At 36.4% G+C, this 20,871-nt stretch carries 19 protein-coding genes; 12 read left to right on the forward strand and 7 right to left on the reverse strand.

The window, feature by feature from the left end; genetic code table 11:
• Positions 1 to 2: 2 nt before the first annotated feature.
• Positions 3 to 587: a rhombosortase gene (gene rrtA / locus AAEY55_RS04060; RefSeq protein ID WP_309216137.1), complete on the reverse strand. Its 585-nt coding sequence runs from the start codon at positions 585 to 587 to the stop codon at positions 3 to 5.
• A 94-nt stretch (positions 588 to 681) separates the two neighbouring features.
• Here rrtA and ggt point away from each other — a divergent pair, with 94 nt between their 5' ends.
• The 3 genes from ggt to AAEY55_RS04075 all read left to right on the forward strand — a co-directional run bounded on the left by ggt (position 682) and on the right by AAEY55_RS04075 (position 5,234).
• Positions 682 to 2,460 carry a gamma-glutamyltransferase gene (gene ggt, locus AAEY55_RS04065; protein ID WP_350550143.1) on the forward strand — a complete coding sequence of 593 codons (1,779 nt, stop codon included), beginning with the start codon at positions 682 to 684 and terminating at the stop codon, positions 2,458 to 2,460.
• A gap of 151 nt (positions 2,461 to 2,611) precedes the next feature.
• Positions 2,612 to 4,306: an NAD-dependent malic enzyme gene (locus tag AAEY55_RS04070; protein WP_350550145.1), complete on the forward strand. Its 1,695-nt coding sequence runs from the start codon at positions 2,612 to 2,614 to the stop codon at positions 4,304 to 4,306.
• Positions 4,307 to 4,523: 217 nt separating this feature from the next.
• Positions 4,524 to 5,234 carry an SIMPL domain-containing protein gene (locus AAEY55_RS04075; RefSeq protein ID WP_011328242.1) on the forward strand — a complete coding sequence of 237 codons (711 nt, stop codon included), beginning with the start codon at positions 4,524 to 4,526 and terminating at the stop codon, positions 5,232 to 5,234.
• A 9-nt stretch (positions 5,235 to 5,243) separates the two neighbouring features.
• Here the strand turns inward: AAEY55_RS04075 and AAEY55_RS04080 are convergent, their stop codons facing one another.
• Positions 5,244 to 6,590 carry a DUF2254 domain-containing protein gene (locus AAEY55_RS04080; RefSeq protein WP_350550148.1) on the reverse strand — a complete coding sequence of 449 codons (1,347 nt, stop codon included), beginning with the start codon at positions 6,588 to 6,590 and terminating at the stop codon, positions 5,244 to 5,246.
• Between the two features lie 121 nt (positions 6,591 to 6,711).
• Between AAEY55_RS04080 and AAEY55_RS04085 the strand changes: the two genes are divergently transcribed.
• From AAEY55_RS04085 to AAEY55_RS04100, 4 genes are all read left to right on the forward strand, one after another.
• On the forward strand, positions 6,712 to 7,086 hold the full coding sequence (locus AAEY55_RS04085; RefSeq protein ID WP_011328240.1) for an MAPEG family protein: 375 nt from the start codon (positions 6,712 to 6,714) through the stop codon (positions 7,084 to 7,086).
• Between the two features lie 8 nt (positions 7,087 to 7,094).
• Positions 7,095 to 7,727 (forward strand): sulfotransferase, encoded by a 633-nt coding sequence (locus tag AAEY55_RS04090; protein ID WP_086996941.1) that lies wholly within the window; start codon positions 7,095 to 7,097, stop codon positions 7,725 to 7,727.
• A gap of 87 nt (positions 7,728 to 7,814) precedes the next feature.
• Complete coding sequence (locus tag AAEY55_RS04095) at positions 7,815 to 8,387, forward strand: tRNA-(ms[2]io[6]A)-hydroxylase (RefSeq protein ID WP_011328238.1); 573 nt, start codon at positions 7,815 to 7,817, stop codon at positions 8,385 to 8,387.
• 107 nt (positions 8,388 to 8,494) lie between these two features.
• Positions 8,495 to 8,914, forward strand: coding sequence for a DUF1090 domain-containing protein (locus tag AAEY55_RS04100; protein ID WP_306288022.1), 420 nt, complete (start codon positions 8,495 to 8,497; stop codon positions 8,912 to 8,914).
• 1,576 nt (positions 8,915 to 10,490) lie between these two features.
• Here the strand turns inward: AAEY55_RS04100 and AAEY55_RS04105 are convergent.
• Both AAEY55_RS04105 and AAEY55_RS04110 read right to left on the reverse strand, forming a co-directional pair.
• Positions 10,491 to 11,450: a sugar-binding transcriptional regulator gene (locus AAEY55_RS04105; RefSeq protein WP_086994123.1), complete on the reverse strand. Its 960-nt coding sequence runs from the start codon at positions 11,448 to 11,450 to the stop codon at positions 10,491 to 10,493.
• Between the two features lie 237 nt (positions 11,451 to 11,687).
• The gene (locus AAEY55_RS04110) at positions 11,688 to 12,431 is read right to left on the reverse strand and encodes a hypothetical protein (protein WP_197107942.1); all 744 of its coding nucleotides are present in this window, start codon (positions 12,429 to 12,431) and stop codon (positions 11,688 to 11,690) included.
• Positions 12,432 to 12,856: 425 nt separating this feature from the next.
• On the opposite strand from AAEY55_RS04110, the gene AAEY55_RS04115 reads away from it, so the two are divergent.
• Genes AAEY55_RS04115 through AAEY55_RS04135 form a run of 5 tightly spaced genes read left to right on the forward strand, consistent with a single transcriptional unit; the run spans position 12,857 to position 18,452 of the window.
• A complete protein-coding gene (locus tag AAEY55_RS04115; protein ID WP_086994129.1) occupies positions 12,857 to 13,240 on the forward strand; it encodes a response regulator in 384 nt (127 codons plus the stop codon).
• Between the two features lie 13 nt (positions 13,241 to 13,253).
• Positions 13,254 to 14,159, forward strand: coding sequence for a MoxR family ATPase (locus AAEY55_RS04120; RefSeq protein WP_182676693.1), 906 nt, complete (start codon positions 13,254 to 13,256; stop codon positions 14,157 to 14,159).
• 5 nt (positions 14,160 to 14,164) lie between these two features.
• Complete coding sequence (locus AAEY55_RS04125) at positions 14,165 to 15,154, forward strand: DUF58 domain-containing protein (RefSeq protein ID WP_182676695.1); 990 nt, start codon at positions 14,165 to 14,167, stop codon at positions 15,152 to 15,154.
• Complete coding sequence (locus tag AAEY55_RS04130) at positions 15,151 to 17,133, forward strand: DUF3488 and transglutaminase-like domain-containing protein (protein ID WP_350550155.1); 1,983 nt, start codon at positions 15,151 to 15,153, stop codon at positions 17,131 to 17,133. Before AAEY55_RS04125 ends, AAEY55_RS04130 begins: the two co-directional genes overlap by 4 nt.
• On the forward strand, positions 17,130 to 18,452 hold the full coding sequence (locus AAEY55_RS04135) for a Na+/H+ antiporter family protein (RefSeq protein WP_041454421.1): 1,323 nt from the start codon (positions 17,130 to 17,132) through the stop codon (positions 18,450 to 18,452). The genes AAEY55_RS04130 and AAEY55_RS04135 overlap by 4 nt, the downstream gene beginning before the upstream one ends.
• Before the next feature lie 198 nt (positions 18,453 to 18,650).
• On the opposite strand, the gene AAEY55_RS04140 is transcribed toward AAEY55_RS04135, so the two are convergent.
• Genes AAEY55_RS04140 through AAEY55_RS04150 form a run of 3 tightly spaced genes read right to left on the reverse strand, consistent with a single transcriptional unit; the run spans position 18,651 to position 20,759 of the window.
• The gene (locus tag AAEY55_RS04140) at positions 18,651 to 19,085 is read right to left on the reverse strand and encodes an acyl-CoA thioesterase (protein ID WP_011328175.1); all 435 of its coding nucleotides are present in this window, start codon (positions 19,083 to 19,085) and stop codon (positions 18,651 to 18,653) included.
• Positions 19,086 to 19,090: 5 nt separating this feature from the next.
• Positions 19,091 to 19,909, reverse strand: coding sequence for a M23 family metallopeptidase (locus AAEY55_RS04145; protein ID WP_011328174.1), 819 nt, complete (start codon positions 19,907 to 19,909; stop codon positions 19,091 to 19,093).
• Positions 19,902 to 20,759 (reverse strand): 6-carboxytetrahydropterin synthase, encoded by an 858-nt coding sequence (locus tag AAEY55_RS04150; RefSeq protein WP_089368270.1) that lies wholly within the window; start codon positions 20,757 to 20,759, stop codon positions 19,902 to 19,904. Before AAEY55_RS04150 ends, AAEY55_RS04145 begins: the two co-directional genes overlap by 8 nt.
• Positions 20,760 to 20,871 lie beyond the last annotated feature (112 nt).

Below are 20,871 nucleotides of genomic sequence, written 5' to 3' on the forward strand. Positions count from 1 at the left end.
ATTTAGTTTTTGTTTTTAATGTAGTTAACTAATAAAGGTGCAGCTAACAAAGTACCACCAATAGCACCAATTAAGTGCGCGTCAATTGCAACGGTTGAGTTTATAAGCTTACCAATATCGGCATTAGGACCATTTAGCTGCTCAAATATTATTTTAAGCCACACCCCAATAAACAATAAATAGCCCGACTTAAGCTCAAGTGTTGTATCTTTAACTGCGCCCCAAATAATAACGCCATGTAACAGTGCGCTTAGCCCAGTGTAAATATAAATACTGGGGCAAAACCAGTAAACACCTAAGCCGCACCACAGAGCCAATAAGCTAATATTAATAGCGTAGCGTTTAGGCGACGTATATTCGCCATGTAGTAACCAAATTAAAATAATACCGCCGCAGTTTAGCGCCAAATGTGCCCAGTTAGCATGAACAAATTGGCTGCTAAAAACTCGCCACAATTCGCCCTGACTAACTAAATCGCGATTAAATTCGAGTAAGTCATTTAAATCAAAAGTAGCAAAAGTAACGCTTAGCAGCATTAAAAATAAAGGAGGGAGTAAATAACGAGGTTGCACTGGTAAATTAAGCATTTAATTGTAATTTTTAGTATTAATTTTTGCATATTGTGCCTGTTTAACTTTAAGATGCCAATTAACTCTTGATAATTTAGGTTATTTACTCTTTATGAACTTTAAACATCACGCATTACTTGCTATCACATTATGTGCAACGTCTTTTCCTTTATTTGCACAACCCCTTACTCAAATTGAAACGCGCGAGCCAGAAGCCGCAACCGGCTTAGTACATAAACAAGCTGTGAGCGGCAATAAATATATGGTGGTTGCAGCTAACCCGTATGCATCTCGTGCTGGGCAGCAAATATTAGCGCAAGGCGGCAGCGCTGTTGATGCTGCAATAGCAACGCAACTGGTACTGACTTTAGTAGAACCACAATCGTCAGGTATTGGTGGCGGCACCTTTATGCTGTACTACAACAAAGTAAACAACAAATTAACCAGTTTTGATGGCCGTGAAACTGCACCAGAAAACGCCGACGAAACATTGTTTTTAGATAAGCATGGCAAAGCCGTGAAGTGGATTGAAGCCATAGTAGGTGGACGCTCAGTAGGTGTGCCAGGGGTTTTACATGCCTTTGCTAACGCACATAAACAATACGGTAAACTACCTTGGGCTGATTTATTTAAACCAGCCATTGAGCTTGCAGAGCAAGGCTTTGAGGTTTCGCCGCGATTACACGGTTTACTGCAGCGCCAATTAAACCCTGGCGTAATGAGCATGCCAGTAATTAACGACTACTTTTTCCCAAACGGTAAATTAATTGCGATAGGTAGCATCAAAAAAAACCAGCCATTAGCTAATTTATACAAAGAGATTGCTAGTAATGGTATTGATGCATTTTATAAGGGCGCTAATGCCAAACAAATGGTTAATGCGGTACAGCACTCTAAAATAGCGCCTGGCAAATTAAATGAGCAAGATCTGGCTAATTACACTAGCAAAGAGCGCGAGGCGGTATGTATTGAGTACCGTGTTTATAATGTATGTTCTATGGCACCACCCAGTAGCGGCGGGGTAGCTGTGCTGCAAATGCTTGGCTTATTAGAGCATAAAAACATGGGCGCACTGCCAGCAAATGGTGAGCAAGCACTGCATTACTTTAGCCAAGCATCAAGAATTGCGTTTGCCGATAGGGATGTTTACATGGGCGATCCCGATTTTACCCAAGTACCGACCAAAGAATTATTAAATAAAAACTATATAGCCACACGTGCAAAACTAATTACCGAGCAAGATATAACAGCCGTTGCTGGTAACCCAGTTGATTACTTAAGTTATGCCAAAGATGACTCGTTCGAATTGCCATCAACCAGCCATGTGTCGATTGTAGATAGCCAAGGTAATGCAGTGTCTATGACCAGTTCAATAGAAATGGCTTTTGGCTCAACGGTAATGGTAAATGGTTTTATTTTAAATAATCAGCTGACTGACTTTTCATTATCGCCGCGTAAAAACGGCCAGCTTGTAGCAAACCGAGTTGAAGCTGGCAAGCGCCCGCGCAGCTCTATGTCGCCAGTAATGGTATTTAATAAAGATGGAAGTTTACGTTTGGTTGTCGGATCTCCTGGCGGAAGCCGTATTATTAGTTACGTTGCGCAAGTGGTAATTGGCGTGCTTGATTGGGATTTATCTGTTCAAGAAGCAATTAATCTACCACGTACTACTAATCGTAACGACTACACTAGCCTTGAAAAAGGCACTGCGCTTGAAACATTAGCGCCAGCACTTAGCAAGCGTGGTCATAATGTTAGAATTTTAGATTTAAATTCTGGTTTACATGCAGTTGAAGTAAAAAACAACACATTAATAGGCGGCGCCGATCCTCGCCGTGAAGGGGTGGCTTTGTCTGATTTAACTGATAAAAGCGCCACTTTAAAATTCTAAATTATGTATAATACAAATGCGCTAAGCTAGTGTTTAAAATTAGCGCATTTATATATTCTCAATGGTCTGACAAGGTTAAATAGCATTGCAATTTAGCCTTTAACACCGATAATGGCAGATCATAACTTAAGACTAAGTAAAGCTTGGAAATATGACTACAAATACCGATCCAAATTATCTTTATATTCATCATTCTGGCCCCGGCCTTCTTGAAACGCCATTACTCAATAAAGGCAGTGCATTTAGCCAAAAAGAACGCGAAAACTTTAATATTGCGGGTTTACTGCCTCCTCGTTATGAAACAATCGAAGAGCAGGTAGAGCGTTGTTACCAGCAGTATTCTAGTTTTACCGACAATCTTAATAAGCATATTTATTTACGTGCAATTCAAGATAATAACGAAACACTTTATTATCGTTTAGTGCGTGATCATATTGAAGAAATGATGCCAATAATTTACACCCCAACAGTGGGTGATGCCTGTGAAAAATTCTCAGATATATATCGCAGCGCACGTGGATTATTTATTTCATATGAAAATCGTTTTCAAATAGACGACATTTTACGCAATGCCACCAAAGGTAAAGTAAAAGTAATTGTGGTAACCGATGGTGAACGCATTTTAGGCTTAGGTGACCAAGGTATTGGTGGCATGGGTATTCCTATTGGTAAGCTATCTTTGTATACCGCATGTGGTGGCATTAGCCCTGCGTATACATTACCGGTAATGCTGGATGTGGGTACAAATAACGAGAAGCTATTAAACGATCCTATGTATATGGGTGCGCGTCATAAGCGTATTACTCAAGATGAGTACGATGAGTTTTTAGACTTATTTATTAAAGCAATCAAGCGTCGCTGGCCAAATGTATTATTACAGTTTGAAGACTTTGCTCAGCCAAATGCGATGCCACTGCTGAAACGTTACCGTAATGAAATTTGTAGTTTTAATGACGACATTCAAGGCACAGCTGCAGTAACTGTTGGCTCATTGCTTGCTGCGTGTAGAGTTAAAAACGAACGCCTAGCAGATCAAAAAGTAGTATTTGTTGGTGCTGGCTCTGCGGGTTGTGGTATTGCTGAGCAAATTGTAAGCCAAATGGTTTTTGAAGGTATTAGCGAAGCGCAAGCACGCAGCCAGGTATTTATGGTTGACCGCTTTGGTTTGTTATCGGAAGGTATGGAAGGTCTACGCGACTTTCAGCAAGTTTTAGCGCAACCACAAGCTCGTTTGAGTGAATGGACGTTCAGCGGCGAATTTGCGTCATTACTTGATGTAATGCATTGCTCTAAACCCGATATTTTAATTGGTGTTTCGGGCCAACCTGGTTTATTTACCGAACAAGTAATACGCGCTATGTATTCAGGTTGTGCACAACCTATTATTTTCCCATTAAGTAACCCATCAAAACAGGTAGAAGCACACCCAATAGATATTATTAACTGGACCGAAGGTAAAGCACTTGTTGCTACAGGTAGCCCATTTGCCCCAGTTGAATATAATGGTGAGCTTTTCCCAATTCCGCAGTGTAACAACAGTTATATTTTCCCGGGAATTGGTTTAGGGGTTATAGCTGCAAAAGCAACGCGTATTACAGATGCTATGTTAAGTGTTTCTAGCGAAATGCTGGCTGAATCATCGCCGCGTGCAAACACAGGTAAAGGGAGTTTATTGCCGGCACTTACAGAAATTGAAACCCTAAGTAAACGTATTGCATTCGCTGTAGGCAAAAAAGCGATTGAAGAGGGCGTTGCTCTTGATATTTCTGACGACGCACTATGGGCTGCTATCGATAAAAACTACTGGTTACCTAAGTACCGTAACTATAAGCGCAGTAGCATTTAAAGCTGCAACTTAGTATTTAGTAATAATTAAAAAACAGGCTACGGCCTGTTTTTTGTACTTGTTCATCTGTAATTAACCACTTAAAGTGTTTAATAAGCTTAATATATAGCAAGCTGTAAATACTTTTTGTATTAAATTAGTGACCAATAAAGGATTGCGAATTTAATAAAGTTAGTAATATAACCAGTTGTTACGGTTAATATAAAAGGATTCACTTATGAAAACGTTTACTTTATTTTTAGGTGCAGCACTGAGCTTTAATGCATTTGCTGCGGCCACACCCGATACACCGCATATTTATGTTAAAGGTGAGGCAACAATTACCACCATGCCAGACCATGTATTATTAAATGTTGGCATTACCGAAATAGATAAAGATTTAATTGCTGCAAAAAATAAAACCGATATAACCATGGCTAAGGCAATAAAATTAGTAACAGCATTAGGTGTAAGTGATGCAGATATTAATGCCGGGCAAATATCAATAAACCGAGAAAGCCAATATAATCGTGAAAGCGGTGAGCAACAATTTAAAGGTTTTAGGGTTAGCAGATCTTTAACGGTTAAGCTTAATGCCATTAATAAATATCCCGAGTTACTACAAAACTTAGTAAACAATGGTATTAACGAAATTAACCATACGCGTTTTTTAGCAAGCAATTACGATGAACTCTACAAAAAAGCGCAAAAACTGGCTATAAAAGATACTCGCGATGCAGCTAAAGAGTTTAGCAGTGAGTTTGGCGTAGAGTTAAAAGGCTTATATAGCGCATCTATGCAGCCATTAAATGTGCAATCAGCCCCTTATATGCGCGCCGAAAAAGTGATGCTCTCAGATAGTACACCGAGTAATTATGTACCCGATGCCTATCATGCAGGTGAAATCATTATAACTGCATCTAGTTATGCAGTTTATTATATAGATTAAGTTTATAACTTACTGGCGCTTAAAACGTGCCAGTAATGTATCACCTTGTTGCTTACTAATACGGGCAATTGATTTAAGCATATTATTAATTTCCTGCCTGTCGTACTCATTCGTTACGTGCTCGTTAATGTCATCAACAATAGCATTTAAATAATTAAATAAACTTTCCCTCGCCGCTGAATTTTCGTGAGCAACAAATAAAATATTTTTAAATGCTTCTAACACATTAGTCATTACGTACGCATCGCCTTTAGCGTAATTACGTAGCGGGGTAAAATTATCATGTAGTAATTCATCAAAGCGGGTTTCGTGTATATATAATAATGGCGTATCTTTGCTGTGTTTAAAGCTGTAGTTAATATCACTTATTGAAAGTCGTTTAATTAATAAAATACTCAACATATCAATGGCTTTAACTGCTGTACCCGGATCGTTTATGCCTGGGCTCATCGCTTTAACGGCTATTTCTGATATTTGCGTTAAACCATAACGATAATGGTCGCTAATATACTCTTCTATATAAAAAATAAAACAGCTTAAAATTTTAGCAATTAACTCATCATTACTTGAAATATCTTTATTACACTTTAAAAATGGATAACCTTTAACTGTAAAATAACCTTGTTTAACAGTGATATAAAGCTCAATTTCTTCTGCAGATAATAAGGCGCAAAGCTTATCAGTGTGCACTCCTTTGTAGTAGCCTTCAGTTTGACTATTTATAGAATGCCAATCAGTAAAGTCGGGAAGATTTTTAAGCGGCGCTTCTTGCTGACTTTTAATAATGGTTTTAATTTCACTTTTTGTTTGGCTAAATAAACCATTTAAAACATTATCTACTTGAATAGCGCGAGATATAGAGTGAATAAAAAATACAAATAGCCCTAACGAAATCAAACCAAAAATAAGCGCAAATAATACCCCAAGTGCCGGTATAGCCATGGCGCCATTCTCGAGTTTATTAATATTTATGAGCATAATTACTGAGTAAATAATACTGCCTAAATAAAAACCTAATACCAGTTGGTGAGATTTCCGGGTTATTAATCCAGGTACTACACGCGGCGATAAACTGGCACTGGCTGAGTTTAATACCACCATTACCATTGAAAAACTAAACACAGTTAACGAAATAATACTGCCGGCTAAGGTACTTAAAACAGTTCGCGCATTTTCGGCGCTATCTACTAATACTACAGATATAAACGACTTTAGCTTTTCAATAATGGGCATATATTCAACCGACATCGTAATAACCGCAAAGGTTAAAAATGCAATTGAAAGTAAAGAAGGGTAAAAGCCAATACTATTTATCATTTCTCGATAACTGTCGGCTATTTTGCGAGGTACAAACATAAAATCCTTATGCTTTATTGTATAAGAGTATTATTAATACTTTAGCATAGTTGTAAACTAAACTTCTGATAATGAACGTTAACTTGTGTGTTATTATTGCCAAAAATATTAGGATAATACTGTGATCATTTCAACATACGCTGCATTACTTGCATTTTACTATATTTACTTAAGCTTTAACGTAATAAACGTGCGCAGGGCAGCGCAAATATCACTTGGTGAAGGCGAAAATCCACAGTTGCAACGGGCAATTCGTGCCCATGGTAATTTTATGGAATATGTACCGTTTGCGATTATTTTGCTTTTTTTAGCAGAATATCAGGGGTTAGCGAGTCATTATTGCCATGCACTTGGTGCAATGCTACTTATAGGCCGCGTTTTTCATAATTTTGGCATAGTAGAAAAAAACCTAAAGTACCGCCAAATTGGTGTTATAGCTACATTTTTAACTATGCTTATAAGTGCTTTAGTTATTTTATTAACCCGCTTTAGTTAAATTTAATTATGAATAACAAAATATTTATTATTGGTTTACCGCGTACAGGCACTACAAGTGTTTGCCATGCTTTTTTAGAGTTTGGTATACCAACAGCGCATACTGCTTACACAAACAATTGTTTTGATAACGCCCATGCAATTGCCGATACGCCAATTTTTAATGATTATAAAGCCCTCGATAAGTATTATCCGGATGCAAAATTTATTTATTTAGAGCGTGAGCTTAACGTATGGCTACCATCAATAAAGCAATTATTATTACGTATGCATACTAATTTAACACGCACTGATGGTGGCTTTAATATTCATATAAAGCATTGTTATTTAAATACATTTAGTAATTTAACAATTGATAATATAAACGATGATAGTTACTTAACGCATTGTTATAACACGCATATCAATGACGCTAAAAATTATTTTAAACACCAAGAGCAACGCTTTTTATCAATAAATATAGCAAAACCGCAAAGCTACAAAATGCTCTGTGATTTTTTAGCGATTAAAAGTAATAAAACAGATTTTGAAAAAATGAATATGGGCGGCAAAGTTACTGCCTGGAACGATATAAAACATCCGCTAAAAGTTGAATCAACAGCAAAAGGGCGCATAGATAAACTGTTACGCTACAAGGTTTAACTTTACAGGCTTAGGAGCATGATTTTTTACCTAATATACGCTAAAATCTGCGCATTATTTTACACCTTGTTATAAGTAGTACAGAGCATGTTTGAATTAAAATACCACACTCCATTTGAATGGACCGAAGTTGTACTTGATGACTTCGATACTTTTTTACAAGACCACGCCGCAGCCGAAAAAAAAGCATCGGGTATGGCCATGTCTATGCTGTCGCATTACCCCGATAAACGTAAACTGGTTACAGCTATGGCAGACTTAGCACTTGAAGAAATGATTCATTTTAAAGAAGTGCTGAAAATTTTAATTTCACGTGATGTAAATTTAGGTGACGACAAAAAAGACCCTTATATAAAACAAATACGTGCTTTATTTAGACACGGCCGCGACGGTTTTTTAATGGATCGATTATTAGTCGGTGGGGTTATTGAGGCAAGAGGGCACGAACGTTTTTCACTAGTGGCGCAAGCGTTACCAGAGGGCAAAGAAAAAGAGTTTTACATTGCGATTGCCGAATCAGAAGAAAAACATAAAAACTTATTTGTAGAATTAGCGTATGAGTATTTTGATAAAGAAGAAGTAGACATACGCCTAGAAGAGCTACTAATAGCGGAAGCTAAAATTTGTGAAAGCATTCCGTTTACTGCGGCACTGCATTAATTTAAGCTGTTAATTCCATACTCTAAAAGCGCTAAATTTATATTTGGCGCTTTTTTGTTTGTAACAATTACGCATAATTTAATAATTATTATGTTTGGACAAAGCTGATGATTAATATATTTTCAAAATATAAAGTAATACCAACAACAGCAGGTATTCTATTTATGCTGTCATCCACACCGGTTGCAGCATCATTAGCGTGTAGTGATTTGACTGGCTGTGAAAAAAAGTTTTGCGAGATAGAAAGCCAGCTTACCATAGCTAAGGAACATGGTAATAAGTACAAGATTGAAGGGTTGAAAAAAGCATTACATGCAGCAAAAGCTAATTGCAGCGAAAAAATATTGAAAGAAGATTTAATAGAAAAAATAAACGATGCTAACAATGATATTGCTGAATATGAAGAAGATCTGCTAGATGCTAAACAAGCAGGTAAAAGTGATAAAGTTAGTAAGTATCAAAAAAAGATTACAGCAGAAAAGCTTAAACTAAAACATCTGAAAGATGAGCTTGGCAAAATTAATTAAATCACCAGTGGCTACTTGTTGTTAACGCTTTAGGTTATCGTTAACAGCAAGTGTACTGCGAATATTATCGGATTAACCATCATATTTAATTACATTATTACGCAACAATAACTATATACAGTGCAGGGCACTTCAATCTTTAAAACTAGCCTAATTAAAATACACTTAAAAATTATACTTAAAAAGTCATACTACAAATAGCAATCAAACATTATGGGGAAGCGCGTTTCCATTACTCTGTTTTATGCCAGCTGTCTTTCAACAACTTAGAAGTTCATAGTTAAAACCACTATCAGCAGGGAGTTTTAGTTAAATAACCAAGCGCATTACTGTGATAAACATAATCACACCACAATTTAACATAATTTAAATGACTAATAATTAAACCAAATATAACTAAAACTGAAAATTAAAACCCTACATAATAGGCTATTTAAAGCACCTGCTTATAAAATGAACTAAACCAGCTGATTTATTACTGTTAATAGCGTTATTTTGTAAAACTAGCTATGTAAATACAGGTAAAACCCATGTGTGTAACAGTGATAAAGCAGATCTTTTTGAGGTTTATTTATAAAAAACTATTACAACTGATAAAGAGTAATAAAACAGCATGGGATTGAAATAGAAATGTTAGTTAGCTATTGGAATAGAAGATAAAATAAAGCGATTAACTAGGTTAAAGACTTAAGCTTATTTATAGGCGTTAATTATGTAGTAAGTTATGGCGCAAATTTAATTGAATTATCACTTAGTTAAAATCACAGTAAGGCTGCTAGTAAATTTATAGATATAAGTTAAATAATAAAGAGAGCAAAGATGTGCATATAGAGATTTATAAGTAACGTGTAGGTATAAAATAGTAGCTGAATATTACCTAAGTTAAATTCGAAATTATGCATAGCCAAAAGAAAGAAATGCTTTAAGGGGCCTGATTTATTAAGCTAGATAAGATAATAATTGCAACATAAGTGTTTATATACAAAGAGTATAAGAAGCCACATAAATAGTAAGCAGCAAAATTCCGTTCTTTGAATTGAAAATATAGCAAAGGCATAACAATATACTTGCAGACTGGTTAGTTATAGATAGGTGCGATTTATAAACAAGGAGAACTTTAACCGCTAAATTATCAGCGGGGTTGTTTTATACAAATACATGTTTAAATAACAAACTTGCTTTATAGGGCTCATGTAAGTAAAGCATCCATATTTAAAGTTATGTATTCGTAGTAGTAGGAAAGTAGCTGTATTGAATTTGCTTAAAAACGTAAATACACTTAATAATCTCGTAACGAGAAGGCTTACAACACACATAGTTATACTGAATAGCTTATTGCAAACCCTATTTAACATAATATAAATTATAGGTTGTTATATATGTATTAATAAGGAGTGCCACATACTCTCTTTATTAGCTCTTTAATGTCCAATACTAGACGGTATCGGACATTAAAGAGGTTTTTATCTAAGTTAGTTATTCTCAGTTTGGTACATTTAAATTTAATTAATATTTTCTAATGTATGTAATCTAATGCATGGAATATTATATTTCAGGTTTTCATTTAAAATATAAGTTACTCAATACTTAGTAAACGCTCGGCCGTGTATTCGTTAGTAATAAGCCCACTAATCATTTTAGATCTTAGCGCACCTAAAATGGCTAATACTTTTTCTTCTCCGGCAGCTATGGCAAAAATTTGTTTATCTGAATTAACTTTTAATGGCGTACTTGCTACTCGTTGATTAACATTACAATCTAATAACTTACCATTTTTATCAAACACCCAGCTTATCATTTCTCCTACAGCACCTTGCTGTTGTAACTCTTGGAGTTCGTCAAGGCTTACAAAACCGTCTTTATGAAGTGGCGAATTTAATCCTAAATTACCAACGCCTACAAATGTAACATCTGCATTCGTGGCTAATTTTAAATTACTAGCAACATTCTGCTGTGAATGCAGTTGCTGCTTTTCCTCAATGGTGCGTGGCAAAACTGGTAATGGCATAGGGTAATGTTTGGCATTTATATGTTCCGCCATTCTTACTACTACATCGTATGGCGATGCTGATCCGTCTAATGCCATATTGCCTAACATGGCAACTATTTTATGTTGTTGGCAATCTTGTGTTCGCAGCTCATCTACGCATGCGCGTAAAACTCGCCCAGTTCCCATTGCAATAACTTTTGGTTGTGGTGATTTTAAATGGCGTTCTATTTCAGCCGCACCAGCTTGTGCCAAACCTAATGTAGATGAAGGTTCTGACGGATCACTAGGGACTACATCACAAGAGAGCAAACCAAAACGTGTTTTAATTTGTTCAGCCAAATCCATACATTTAGCAATAGGATGATCGAGTCTTACTTTTATTAATCCTTGGCTAACAGATAGCGCTACCATTCTTTGTGCCGATTGGCGTGAGGTATTAAGCTTTTTAGCTATTTCGTCTTGTGTTTTACCTGCAACATAATACAACCACCCTGCTCTTGCTGCGTCATCGAGTTTTCTAATTTCTGTATTAGATAGCTTGGCCACTGAAACCTCTTAAAATCAAAATAAATAGACTATTAAAATTGATTAACAGCAAAATATTTTTGTTAATTGAACGAATTATTTAATTGTTATTAGCCCTCTAAATATACCATTCATTTAATAAAAGTGTCGAATTTTCATGTTATTGCACTAATAGAAATCAAGTTAACGCTTTCTAATTTCTCACAACATATTTTTTCTATTACAGCTAAGTGCAAGTTATGGCCACAGCTATAAAAATTATAAAAACGTAAATGCGACCTGTAATGCACCTTTATTTTGCGCGGGGTTCCACATAGCTGTTGCCGATATAGGAAAATTATACTCTAGTATTTGTAAGCTCTTGGAGTAAGTAAAACCTAAGTTAACTATATTAGCGTTATCATCATAAAAGTTTTGCTGATCTAAAAAAGAAAAAGCACCACCAATAAATACAGAGACTTGCTCATCTAATTCATTACCCTTCCACACGGGCATGCTAGCTTCGAGATAGTTAGTGTAAGCTTGTTTGTTTTTTCCTGAACTTTCATCTAAATAGGTATCTATCCCTTGAACTATTACTGAGTAGTAAAGTGATAATGGCATTTCGCCCGCAAAGGTGTAACCAAGGCCGACATCAATAAAGTTTCCGGTTTTATCCGGATCGCTTGAATAGTCAAAAATATCTACATTATTAATCGACGAGTGGTTACCATGATTAACAATTTCAATGAACAGCTGCTCTGAAAACTTATAAGAAGCAAAATAAGTAAACTCCTGATACTCACCATCAAAAGAGGTCCCACCCCATAAACCTAAGGTGATTTTATTATCTGCCGTTTTATAAGTTAATTCACCAGCAACCATTGGGCCTGGCGTTACAATTGAGCCATGCCATAAGTGATTTGTTTTAAATTCTAACCCTAAATTAAAATCGTTGCTGTGTACCTGGCTACTATAAGTTGCTATTGCTGCCGTTAGTGTTAATACATGTTTAGCTTTCATAAATATGCTTCTTTGGTTGTATAAGCTCTGCGTTTGGCTTGAGTTATATAGTGCTAAATTACAATATGGGCATAAGCCCTTCTTGTGGTCATAATCCCAGCAAGAAGTTCGTACGTCAACCATTTAAATAACAAAAAACTCACAACGCGTTACCTTTCAATAATAAGTCAATTATATCAGTAGGTTAAAACACCATAATTGTTAATTTGTTTTTATTAATTAAACGTAAATCACTTGCAACGTAAATTTTTACAATATTAAAGGATAAGTAATGCGCGGAGGTTATTTAATAAAACGACAAAGTAGCTAAAAATTATTTAAATCAGTTATTAATGACTGTTTTTTAGTTACTATCTTGAGCTTATGAGGTGGTTAGCTTAGTATTGAAAGTACTCAAATGGTATTAACAATAGAAGTAACAACATATGGAATTTGTGCACCCACTAGAACCTATTTTAATCATTGATGATACAAAAAACAGTCGCGACTATCTAAACCAAATTTTAACGGATCTTGGTTATGAAGATATTCTTGAGTGTGAAGATTTTGATTGTGCAAAACCGCTGCTTAGCGAAAAGTCCCCAAAGGTTATATTTTTAGATGTCGAAATACCTGACTCTGAAGGTAGTGATATTTTAACTTATATAAATAATTGCTATCCGCATATTCATGTTGTTATTTGCTTTGGCCATAACAGTTTCGAAAATGTAGAAAATACGTGGGAACTTGGTGCTAAAGGGGTTATAGCAAAACCGTTTAATGTACAAAAAGTAGATACAGTAATGAAGCGTTTAGAGCTCATTGAATAATAATAAGGTTAGTATGCAAAGTTCTGTTAGTGCAATTATCGATGATTTATCTAATGTTATTTTTGGTAAAAAACAACAAATAAAGCTCGCGCTCACCTGCTTATTTAGTGAAGGCCATTTACTAATTGAAGATTTACCTGGCATGGGTAAAACAACGTTATCGCATGCCTTAGCAGCCGTTTTAGGCTTGTCGTATCAACGGATACAATTTACCAGCGACTTACTCCCAGCCGACATATTAGGTACTAATGTATTTAATAGTAATGAACACAGTTTTAGCTTTCATAAAGGGCCTATTTTTAGCCAAGTTGTTTTAGCAGACGAAATAAACAGAGCGGGACCTAAAACACAAAGCGCCTTACTTGAGGCAATGGAAGAACAACAAGTTACTGTTGATGGTAAAAAGTATTCTCTTCCTACCCCATTTTTTGTTATTGCTACACAAAATCCATTACATCAATCAGGTACTTACCCTTTACCTGAGTCGCAGCTAGATCGTTTTTTAATGCGTATTAGCCTTGGTTTTCCGCCAAAAGAAGCCGAAAAAAGGCTGTTACTAAATATGCAAAAGCGTGACTACACCCAGCTACCACAACGTATTACTGAGCAACAATTAGCTCAAATTCAAACTGAAATTAGCAATATTATACTAAGTAATCCTGTAATTGATTATATTATTGAATTGGTAAATTATACACGCGAAAGTAATAATTTTGCTGCATCGTTATCGCCACGCGCTAGCATGGCATTAGCAAAAGCTGCTAAATCATGGGCTTATATTGACGGTCGTGACTATGTTATGCCTGAAGATGTGCAAGCAGTTTTTGCCAGTGTTTGTCAGCACCGTTTAGGGTTACACAATGAGTCGGGCGAAGCGCAAGTTATGCAAATATTAAAAGCTGTTATGGTTCCGGTATAGCATTTATGCCAAATAAAAAAGCTAAGCGCCCTGCTTTATTTAAGTCATTTAAACGTGCCATATTTAATAAATTATTAAAAAATAAACATTTAAAACAGTCAATTACACTTGAACACAAAACTATTTATGTTTTTCCATCAGCCCTTGGCTGCTACTTTATTAGTGTAGCTATTTTAAATTTTGTGATGGGGATTAACTATCAAAACAACTTAATTTTGATCATGGCTTATTTAATGTTTGTGGTAATGATTATTGCTGTACTACTGGGTTACAGCAATGCAAAAGGCTTAACTGTTACTTTTAAAAATTCACTTTCGAGCTTTGCACCACAAAATCCACAAGTTCAGTTTGCTGTACAAAGCCCCTCGATTTGCCAATCTGTGATGCTAATTTATCAAGGCGATCAACAAACGCAAATTAATCATGATGAAATAACCAATGCAGCCCAAACGCTAAGCTTACCACTACCCTATAACAAACGCGGATGTTACTCACTACAGCGAATAAAAATTGCCAGTAATTATCCCTTTGGCTTGATCACTGTTTGGAGCTACATTCAACTACAATCAAGTGTTTATATTTACCCTTCACTTGAAAAGGTGTTTAGTGACGCTCAGATAAATAGTCTAGCCGAGCAAGCCGAAAACGGTATTGCCAAACAACTCGGTAGTGAAGAGTTTGAAACATTAATACCGCACTTGCCTGAAATGGGATTGCAAAGAATTTCTTGGAAACATTTTGCTAAAACACAGCAGTTATTAGTTAAAGAGTTTGTTGATTTTAAAGCTGCTGATGCATTATTTGATTTTGATTTAATGCATGGCGATACCGAGCAACGCTTAAACCAGCTGTGCTTTTTAGTATGTGAAGCAACAGAGAATAACACCCCCTTTATGCTAAAACTACCAAGTAAAATAATAGCTACCAACCTAGGTGTGCAACATAAAACACTTTGTTTAGAATCACTTAGTACATTTAATGGTTATACAAAGTGACGGCAATAAAAAACATAAAAGTAATAAATTATTCACTGTGTTTTATATACAGCTGCTTAGTCGTGTTTTTTATTGCTCACTTACCAATTGTATTTATTAGTGTACTAGCGCTACTTTGTGCGTGGAACTTTTATGTAACCATAAGTAATAAAACTAAACCTAATGCCTGGTTGGCTAACGCTTTAGCAGCACTTGCTTTAGGGTTAATGCTTTTTAGTGTGGGATTTAGCGACACGGTTATTTTATTTGTGGCTATGTTGTTGCTTTCAAGCTTATTTAAGTTGTTACAGGCGAAAACTAAAAAGCATTATCATGTAATAACTACGCTGACATTTTTTTCGCTTTCGGCGGTTTATTTATTTAACCAAAGTATTTTAACTACTTTAGTAGTGAGTAGTTTGTACATTTTAAATTTTGCCGTACTAGGCTTGTTAGAATCAAAACATAATTTAAAAGTCGCATCTAAACAAAGCGGTAAATTACTATTATTGGCATTACCGCTGGCGGTATTTTTATTAATATTTTTACCAAAAATGCCGGCATTTTGGCAACTACCTGGGCCAAAGTTAGCTAAAACAGGTTTGTCTGAGCAAATAGATCCGTTTGATATTGCCAAGTTATCTAATTCAGATGAACTGGTGTTTAGAGCTAAATTTAATGATCTAGCACCTAAAGCTCCCCTGTATTGGCGAGTCTTAGTACACGATGAGTTTAACGGAAATGCGTGGCTCACTTCCAATTTATTAAAGCATAACAGCGTAACTCAAACTAAAACGCAACAAGTTAGTAGTTTAACAAAATACGACTATTCGATTATTGCCGAGCCCTCGAGTCAAAAGTGGTTATATGGGCTCAACTTTGCAACCAGTAATAACGATAACGTAGAGAGTGACTCACTGGGCTTACTGCGTAAAAAAAATTACCAAGCTAAAAGTGTGCAATACACAGCAAGCAGCTCTGCACTAACAAATGCTCCTTTATTACAGTGGCAAACTAAGCACTACAAACACTTAGTAAATAACGACAATAACAAAGCAAGTGCTCTTGCCTATAATTTAAAACAAAACTTAACCAGCGACCGTGATTTTTACAATGCATTACTACAGTACTTTATAGACAAAAAATTTAGTTATACGCTTAACCCGACGCCAATGAGCGGCAACAATACTATTGATCAGTTTATGTTTGAGCAACAACGTGGGTTTTGTGGCCACTATGCCAGTGCCGCAGCTTATATTTTTAGAAGTGCGGGTATACCGGCAAGAGTTGTCAGTGGTTATTTAGGTGGTGAGCTTAATACTGATAATAATACTTTATCTGTTCGCCAATATGATGCACATGCATGGGTAGAAGTGTATTTAGATAATGAAGGCTGGCAAATATTTGATGCCACAGCGGTGGTTGCTCCCGATAGGCTTACAGGATCGCTTTCACAAAATAATGAATTAAATAATGAGTTTAAAAGCAATCTCGACTTTGGTTTGGTCAGTTTAAGTAACTTTGCAGCTATTAATTGGCTAAGGCTAGAGCTAGAAAACTTAGATTATAAGTGGTCTAGCTGGGTACTTGGTTTTGATGATGAAAAACAAAACGACTTTTTAAAGTCTATTTTTGGCAGCAAAAATATTTGGCTGGTACCGCTGGCTGTAATTGTTATTTTAGGGCTAACTTTTGTTAGTTATTTTGTTTATTTAAATTGGCCTAAGCCCGCTACTAAATTAGCTCCTATGGTTAAAGAGTTTGAACAACTAATAAATTGGGCTAAAAAACGTAAACTTAAGATAGCCGATCATTTAACGCCTACTCAACAATTACAACACTTAGCATCGCAAGCGCCGCATGTTGAGCAACAATTACTCGAGTTTAGTCAGTTATTTAACCAAGTACGTTATGCTAAAAAACCATTTAATAAAGAACGTAAAACTCAGGCAAAATATCTGATAAAATTAATTAAATCTACGAAACAGAGAAATCTATGAATGCGGTTGTTATAGGCGTTTTATTAATGCTTGGGCTTACCTTGGTCCGCGTAAATGTTATTGTTGCAATGATAATAAGTGCCCTAGTTGCTGGTTTAACCGCTGGTTTGGGCTTAAAAGAAAGTATAGACGCCTTTAATTCGGGATTGTCGGCAGGTGCTGAAATAGCACTAAGTTATGCCATGTTAGGTGCTTTTGCAGTGGCTATTTCTAAGTCAGGTTTAACACGTATTTTAGCCGCAAAATTATTAGCTAAAGTTAATGCACAAAAAAGTGGCAGTGAAACCCTGCTCAGTTATTTTATTTTATTTATAATAATGATCTGCGCCATTTCATCGCAAAACTTAGTGCCGGTTCATATCGCCTTTATCCCTATTCTTATTCCACCGCTGCTGGTAATTTTTAATAAACTTAGGCTGGATAGACGTGCAATAGCTTGTATATTAACTTTTGGTTTAGCTACTTCTTATATGGTACTACCGTATGGCTTTGGTGGTATTTACTTATATTCAATACTCCATAAAAATTTAGTGGATAACGGTTTAGAAATAATAAATACCCAAGTTCCTATGGCAATGATAATTCCGGCTTTGGGCATGTTTGCAGGTTTATTAATTGCAATATTTTTTAGTTACAGAAAACGTCGCGACTACGCAGCGCTACCGCTTACCATAGAAAGTAAAGAAACCACGGTAGAAAACCCAAAAAAGGTAATGTTAGTTGGCCTGTTTGCTGTACTTGCTTCACTTATTGCGCAAAACGCTAGCGGTTCAATGATTTTAGGCGGCTTAGTGGGTGTAATGATTTTTAGCGTTTTCGGCATCGTTAAATGGGAAGATAATGGCGACGTATTTAGTAAAGGCGTCGCTATGATGGCAATGATTGGTTTTATAATGATTTCTGCTCAAGGGTTTGCAGCTGTTATGCAAGCAACTGGTCATGTGGCTAGTTTAGTACACAGTGGAGCAGAGTTATTTGCTGGGAATAAACCCATTGCGGCAGCGGTTATTTTATTAGTTGGATTGTTTATTACCATGGGTATAGGTAGCTCATTTTCAACCGTACCAATTATAGCTACTTTATTTGTTCCTTTATGTTTAGAGCTGGGCTTTTCGGTTATGGCCACTGCTGCTTTAGTGGGTACGGCCGGTGCGTTAGGTGATGCAGGCTCCCCCGCTTCTGACTCTACACTTGGGCCAACTTCTGGGCTAAATGCTGATGGCCAGCACGACCACATTTGGGATTCAGTAGTGCCTACCTTTATTCACTTTAATATACCGTTATTAATATTTGGCTGGATAGCTGCCATGGTGCTTTAACCTAAGTAATGTAAAACGATAACCTAATAATAGATTAGGTTATTGACCTCCCACCTTGATAATTTATATTAAAATTGACTCTGCTGTTTAGCTATATCTTTTGCAATTAATTAGTATGATGTGTTCTTTAGTGGTATTTAAATAAGCACTACTTAAAGTGCTTATTTTTAATAACATTAAAATACTTTATTCTAATGTTTACTTGTCAAAACCATAAATCATTTTATCGCAAACCACAGGAGTTGGTCGGTGATCATCATTTACTGCAACAAAAGTAAAGCTGCCACTAATAGCAGAATGCTTGTTGTCATTATGCATAGTTTCTAGAAGTATATCGACATCAACCTTTAAACTGGTATTACCTACATGCACTACTTTTGCTATAAGTTCAGCAAAAGTACCTGCAGGAATAGCTTCTTTAAAGTCTACTCGATCTGATGAAATGGTAACTAAAGGCTTACGGCAAAAACGCGTTGCCGCTATAAAAGCAACCTCGTCCATCCAAGCTAAAGCGTCGCCACCAAATAAAGTGTTGTGGTGATTAGTTCGCCCCGGAAACACTGTTTTAGTTACCGATGTGGTGGAATCTTTAATACGTTGCGCGATAATAGCATCGCGCTCTACTTGTGTCATAGTATCTACTTTTTATTAGCTAATTTGTTTTGCATTAATAAGGCCGGATCAAGGCGTTCACCTTGCCAGTTAAAACGCCAATCTAAATGCGGGCCTGTTACCCGCCCTGTTGCACCTATCTCAGCTATTTTACTACCTTGCTCAATTTTATCGCCCAGCTTTACATCAAGCTTACTTAAATGAATATAAGTAGAGGTAACGCCGTGGCCATGGTCTAAAATAAGTGTGCCACCTGAATAATAAATATCCGGCTGCGAAAACACCACTGTACCACTTATAGGTGCATACACAGGTGTCCCCGTTTTATTGGCTATATCTAAGCCAAAATGTGGTCTGCGTGGCTCGCCATTAAAATAACGTTGGCTACCATACACCCCAGATATACGCCCTTGTGCAGGTTTTAGCACAGGATCTAAAAAGTACAATAGGTCAGAATTAACTTGGCGCGCAGCTCTAATCGCAGCAGCCTCTTTACTTATACGTGCGCTGAGTTCTTTAGCCGGCGATACATATTTTTTAGCAACGCCGGTAATTTTATCAATTTGATAGTCGCGCTTAGTAATTACTAGGCTTTCAGTGTGCTCAACACCAGCTTTATCAACCCATTTAAGTGTGTGATTTGTTGGTGCATCGCGGCCAAAGCCAAATACAAAATCACCCTTACTCGAAAGCTTAAGTGTTTTGTCGTTAAAGCTAACCGACTGCGCGTTGCTAATATTACCGGTTACTAAACCGCCTTGAGTTAATTGCCCTTTTAGCTCAAGTGCCATTGCACTTAAGCTAGTAGAGGAAATTAACACGGCTGCTAATAATGTTTTAAGCATGGCTAATAGACCCTTTGCCTACTCCTTCGTAGGCCGTTATTTTTACCGCTTTTTCAGGATATTGTGCTTTTACCTGACCCGCTAAGTATTCTGCAATGCATTCAACCGTGGTATCGCTAGGTAGAATATCGCAACGCGATTCGCTAATAGCCATTTCAAAATAGCCTTGCGCTGAAGTATATGCAAAACATACATCGCCAGCTTTTGCGCTAACGTGCTGTAAATCGTCTGCCTTAATTTGATCCTCAGCGGTGGCTAAATAAATGTCTTGCCACTTTTGTGACCATTCTTTTTGCAGGCGAGGCATAGAAATACCATCTAAACTAATACCAATTTGAGAACGATGCCCATGAATAATACGTTGGCAATTACCATCATGCTTTTTAAGGCCATGGCTGTAATGGTAATAATAGCTTTGATTATGCTCTGGCTTCAATGACAGCTCAATTTTTTCTATATTATCTGGCAGTTGTGGCAAAATAGTCGCTATTAAAAAATCTGTAACCGATGCAATAGTTACTTCATCTGCGTTAATCATACAATAAGCTTGATGTGGAGCACTCATCGCCAAATGGTGGTTATCACCAAATGTACAATCTAATGTTTTATGGTCGCTAAATTCGCTAACCACGCCATTTAGATTATTAGGTACAGCTAAACGATGATCAATACACTCATCTATAATGCCTTTAATTTGCTTTTTAACTAAGCCAAAGTCTAATACCATAGACTCATCGTTTAGTTTGCCATGCAAAGTTAAATCAACAATCCAGCTCTCGCCAACTGCGCCGCGTTTATTACACAAGTAAGAAAAGTCTATCACTGTTAGTGAGTTAACAAAAAGGATCATAAATTTCCTTTAAACAGGTTAAAAGTCAGCTGTAATTATAATGATTTATGATTGTAATTGCGCGGTTTAATCAGGCTAAAATCAATTACACCAATCGATTGATTAAAAAACC

The organism is Pseudoalteromonas sp. 120-MNA-CIBAN-0494 (assembly GCF_040308885.1).
Taxonomy (GTDB): domain Bacteria; phylum Pseudomonadota; class Gammaproteobacteria; order Enterobacterales; family Alteromonadaceae; genus Pseudoalteromonas; species Pseudoalteromonas nigrifaciens.